The 4,753-nt window shown below is 73.7% G+C and carries 3 protein-coding genes; 2 read left to right on the forward strand and 1 reads right to left on the reverse strand.

The annotated features are described in order from the left end of the window. Positions 1-896 precede the first annotated feature (896 nt). On the reverse strand, positions 897-1,835 hold the full coding sequence (locus tag E1265_RS33755) for a Ppx/GppA phosphatase family protein (protein WP_132934764.1): 939 nt from the start codon (positions 1,833-1,835) through the stop codon (positions 897-899). A gap of 36 nt (positions 1,836-1,871) precedes the next feature. Here E1265_RS33755 and E1265_RS33760 point away from each other — a divergent pair, with 36 nt between their 5' ends. Beyond that, positions 1,872-2,753 (forward strand): hypothetical protein, encoded by an 882-nt coding sequence (locus E1265_RS33760; RefSeq protein ID WP_132934765.1) that lies wholly within the window; start codon positions 1,872-1,874, stop codon positions 2,751-2,753. A 155-nt stretch (positions 2,754-2,908) separates the two neighbouring features. Continuing rightward, the gene (ilvD, locus tag E1265_RS33765; RefSeq protein WP_132934766.1) at positions 2,909-4,750 is read left to right on the forward strand and encodes a dihydroxy-acid dehydratase; all 1,842 of its coding nucleotides are present in this window, start codon (positions 2,909-2,911) and stop codon (positions 4,748-4,750) included. Positions 4,751-4,753 lie beyond the last annotated feature (3 nt).

Below are 4,753 nucleotides of genomic sequence, written 5' to 3' on the forward strand. Positions count from 1 at the left end.
CGGCCTGCGGCCGGCGGCGTGCGGGTCACGACCGATGGCCTCCGGGCCGTGCCCGCTTCGCGGCCTGCGGCCGGCGGCGTGCGGGTCACGACCGATGGCCTCCGGGCCGTGCCCGCTTCGCGGCCTGCGGCCGGCGGCGTGCGGGTCACGACCGATGGCCTCCGGGCCGTGCCCGCTTCGCGGCCTGTTGGCCGAAGTCTCGGCGGCCGGCGGCCGGCAGCCCTCGAGCCGTGGTTGCTTTGCGGCTCGCCGGCTGGCGCTGGGCCGTCCGCCTGCCGGCCTGTGGCCGATTGGGGCCTCAGCTACCTGTGGCCTGCGGCCGGCGGCCTGTGGTGTGGGTCGGTTACGACCGATGGTCTCCGAGCTGTGGTCGCCTCGCGGCTTGCTGGCCAGCGCTTGGCCGCTCGCCCGCCGGTCTGCGGCCGGTCGATCGGTTGAGGCCTCAGCGGCCGCCGGCCCGCGGCCGAATCAGTGGCCTGCGGGCCGCGGCCCGCGGCGTGTCGGTTACGGCCGATGGTCCCTAGCCGTGGCCGCTTTGCGGCCTGCGGCTGGCCCTTGGCCGCCCACTCGCCGGCCTGCGGCCGGCCGATCGGTCAAGGCCTCGGCGGCCTGCGGCCCGCCGGCCTGCGGCCCGCCGGCCTGCGGCCGAAGCCTCGACGGCCGGCGGCCTGTGGCCGGCCGATCGGTTGAAGCATCAGCCGCCAGCCGCCAGCCGCCAGCCGCCAGCCTGCGGCCGAAGCCTCAGCGGCCAGCGGACCGTGGCCTGCGGCGTATCGGTTACAGCCGATGGTCCCTGAGCCGTGGCCGCTCTGCGGCCTGCCAGCTGGCCCTTGGCCTGCGGCTCGACCACCCGCCAGCCTGCCGGCCTGCCGGCCTGCCGGCCTGCGGCCGGAGGGTCAGCGGGCAGCGTCTCGCATGCGGTCGAGGCGGCGGAGGATGACGCCCTCGCGGAGGGCCCAGGGGCAGATCTCGAGGGATTCGACGCCGAACAGGTCCATCGTCGCCTCGGCGACCACCGCGCCGGCGAGGAGCTGGCGGGCGCGGCCCTCCGAGACGCCGGGGAGCTGTTGGCGCTCCCGCACCGGGAGTTCGGCCAGCTTCTGGCCCCACGTCCGCAGGTCCTCGCGGCTGAGGTCGCGCCGCACGTAGAGGCCCTCGGAGGTGCGGGCCGCGCCGGCGATCCTCGCCAGCTGCTTGAACGTCTTGGACGTGGCCACTACCCGGTCGGCCGCGCCGAAGCGGGTGAAGTCGCCAACCACGCGCGCCACTTGGGACCGCACATCGCGCCGCAGCGTCCGCACGTCGGCCGGCGACGGCGGGTCGCCCGGCAGTCGGGCCGCCGTCAGCCGCCCCGCGCCCAACGGCAGCGAGACCGCCGCGTCCGGCTCCTCGTCGAGGCCGAACGCGATCTCCAACGAGCCCCCGCCGATGTCGAACATCAGCAGCCGCCCCGCCGACCAGCCGAGCCAGCGCCGCGCCGCCAGGAATGTCAGCCGCGCCTCGTCGGCGCCGGAGAGCACCTGCAGCGCGACGCCCGTCTCGTCGGCGACCCGCGCCAGCACCGAGTCGGCGTTGCTTGCCTCCCGCACCGCCGAGGTGGCGAACGGCAGCAGGTCGGCGACGCCCTGGTCCTCGGCGACCTCGAGCGCCTCCCGGATGGTGGCCACCAGGCGGTCGACGCCGTCCTGCCCGATCGCGCCGCGCGCGTCGAGAAGTTCGGCGAGCCGCAGCTCCGCCTTGTGCGAGTAGGCGGGAAGCGGCCGGGCACCCGGATGCGCGTCAACCACCAGAAGGTGAACCGTGTTGGAACCGACGTCGAGAACACCGAGCCTCATGGGGGTCAACGCTACCGTCACCCTTACCCTGACTGTGTGGCGAAGACGAAGAGGGCGAAGCCGGGCAGAACCGTCAGGAAGCTCGACGGAGCGCGACGGCGTGCGGCGGGTGACGAGGTCGATCTCGATCACCCCAGGGCGTGGGTCGAGTTCCGCGACCCGGCCGACCCCGAGCAGGTGTTCCGTTGCGACCTGACGTGGCTCACGTCGCGCTGGCAGTGCGTCTTCGGCAGGGGCTGCCAGGGGATAGAGGCCGGCCGGTCGACGGACGGCTGCTGCACCCTCGGTGCGCACTTCTCCGACGAGGACGACGAGCGGCGGGTCGGCGAGCACATGGCGCGGCTGACCCCGGAGACCTGGCAGTACCACCCCGAGGGCACCTCGGCGGACGGCTGGGTGGAGAAGGACGAGGACGGCGAGCGGCGCACCCGGCGGATCGACGGCGCCTGCGTCTTCCTGAACCGACCGGGGTTCGCGGGAGGCGAGGGGTGCGCGCTGCACACGCTGGCGCTGCGCGAGGGGCGCGAGCCGCTGGAGACCAAGCCGGACGTGTGCTGGCAGCTGCCGGTGCGCCGGACCTACGAGTGGGTGGACCGGCCGGACGGTGAGCAGGTGCTGTACGTCTCGATCGGCGAGTACGACCGGCGGGGCTGGGGGCCGGGCGGCCACGACCTGCACTGGTGGTGCACGGGGGCGCCGGCGGCGCACGGGGCGGCCGAGCCGCTGTACGTGACGTACCGGCCCGAGCTGACGGAGATGATGGGGAAGGAGGGGTACGAGGTGCTGGTGTCCCTGTGCGAGACGCGCCTGGCGGCGCTGACCGCCGACCGCCGGCCGCTCCTCCCGCTCCTGGCCCCGCACCCGGCCGACCCGCACCCGGCCGACCCGCTCCCGGCCGACCCGTCGCCCGCGACCTGAGCCGGCCTGCCGGGTGGGAGAACCCCGTCGTCTCGGAGGGCGGAAACCGTGTCCCAGAACGCGGGCGGGGGGCGTAACCTCGGTGGCAGTCGTATCGCCCGCCAAGGGCAGGGCAGTCGTATCGCCCCGCGAGGGGAAAGGCAGGAGACACCGAGATGGCGACACTGAGGTCCCGCACCGTCACCCACGGCCGTAACGCAGCGGGTGCCCGCTCCCTGCTTCAGGCCGCCGGCGTAGACCGCGCGGACTTCGGGAAGCCGATCATCGCCGTGGCCAACAGCTTCACCGAGTTCGTGCCGGGCCACACCCACCTCCAGCCGGTCGGCCGGATCGTCTCCGAGGCGATCAAGGAGGCCGGCGGCATCCCCCGCGAGTTCAACACCATCGCCGTGGACGACGGCATCGCCATGGGCCACGGCGGCATGCTGTACTCGCTGCCGTCCCGGGACCTGATCGCCGACTCCGTCGAGTACATGGTCGAGGCGCACTGCGCGGACGCGCTGATCTGCATCTCCAACTGCGACAAGATCACCCCCGGCATGCTGATGGCCGCGATGCGGCTCAACATCCCGACGGTCTTCGTCTCCGGCGGCCCGATGGAGGCCGGCCAGACGACCCTGGTGGACGGCACCGTCCGCAAGCTCGACCTGGTCAACGCCATCGCCGACGCCGCCAACGACAGCGTCTCGGACGAGGACATCCGCCGCATCGAGGACAACGCCTGCCCGACCTGCGGCTCCTGTTCCGGCATGTTCACGGCCAACTCGATGAACTGCCTGGTCGAGGCCATCGGCCTGGCCCTCCCGGGCAACGGCTCGGTCCTCGCCACCCACACCGCGCGCCGCGCGCTCTACGAGGAGGCCGGCCGGACCGTCGTCCAGCTCGCCAGGCGGTTCTACGACGAGGACGACGCGACCGTGCTGCCCCGCGCCGTCGGCTCGCGCGCCGCGTTCGAGAACGCCATGGCGCTCGACGTCGCGATGGGCGGCTCCACCAACACCGTGCTGCACCTGCTGGCCGCCGCCCAGGAGGCCGGCCTTGACTACGGTCTGAAGGAGATCGACGCGCTCTCCCGCCGGATGCCCTGCCTGTCCAAGGTGGCGCCGAACGGCAACTACTACATGGAGGACGTGCACCGCGCCGGCGGCATCCCCGCCATCCTGGGCGAGCTGTACCGGGCCGGCCTGCTCCGCGAGGACGTGCACACGGTGCACAGCCCCTCGCTCGCCGACTGGCTCAAGAGCTGGGACATCCGCGGCGGCTCCCCGTCACCCGAGGCGGTCGAGCTGTTCCACGCGGCCCCCGGCGGCCGCCGCTCGGCCAGCGCCTTCTCGCAGTCCGAGCGCTGGGAGACCCTCGACACCGACGCCGAGAACGGCTGCATCCGCGACATCGCGCACGCCTACTCGACCGAGGGCGGCCTGGCCGTGCTCTACGGCAACCTCGCGGAGGACGGCTGTGTCGTGAAGACCGCCGGCGTCGACGAGTCGATCTGGACGTTCGAGGGCCCGGCCGTGGTGGTCGACTCCCAGGAGGACGCGGTCGCCGCCATCCTGGGCAAGCGGGTCAAGGAGGGCGACGTGGTCGTCATCCGCTACGAGGGCCCGCGCGGCGGCCCCGGCATGCAGGAGATGCTGCACCCCACCTCGTTCCTGAAGGGGCGGGGCCTGGGCAAGAAGTGCGCGCTGGTCACGGACGGTCGGTTCTCAGGCGGCACCTCCGGCCTGTCCATCGGCCACTGCTCCCCGGAGGCCGCGGCCGGCGGCACCATCGCGCTGGTGCGGGACGGCGACCGGATCAGGATCGACATCCCGAGCCGGAGCCTGGAGCTGCTGGTCTCCGACGAGGAGCTGGCCGCCCGCCGTGCCGAGCTGAACGGCACGTACGTGCCGGCGCAGCGTGACCGCAAGGTCTCGGTCGCGCTGCGCGCCTACGCCGCCATGGCCACCAGCGCGGACAAGGGCGCCGTGCGGGACGTCACCAAGCTGGAAGGCTGAGCC

It is taken from the genome of Streptomyces sp. 8K308 (assembly GCF_004348315.1).
In the GTDB taxonomy this organism is placed as follows: domain Bacteria; phylum Actinomycetota; class Actinomycetes; order Streptomycetales; family Streptomycetaceae; genus Streptomyces.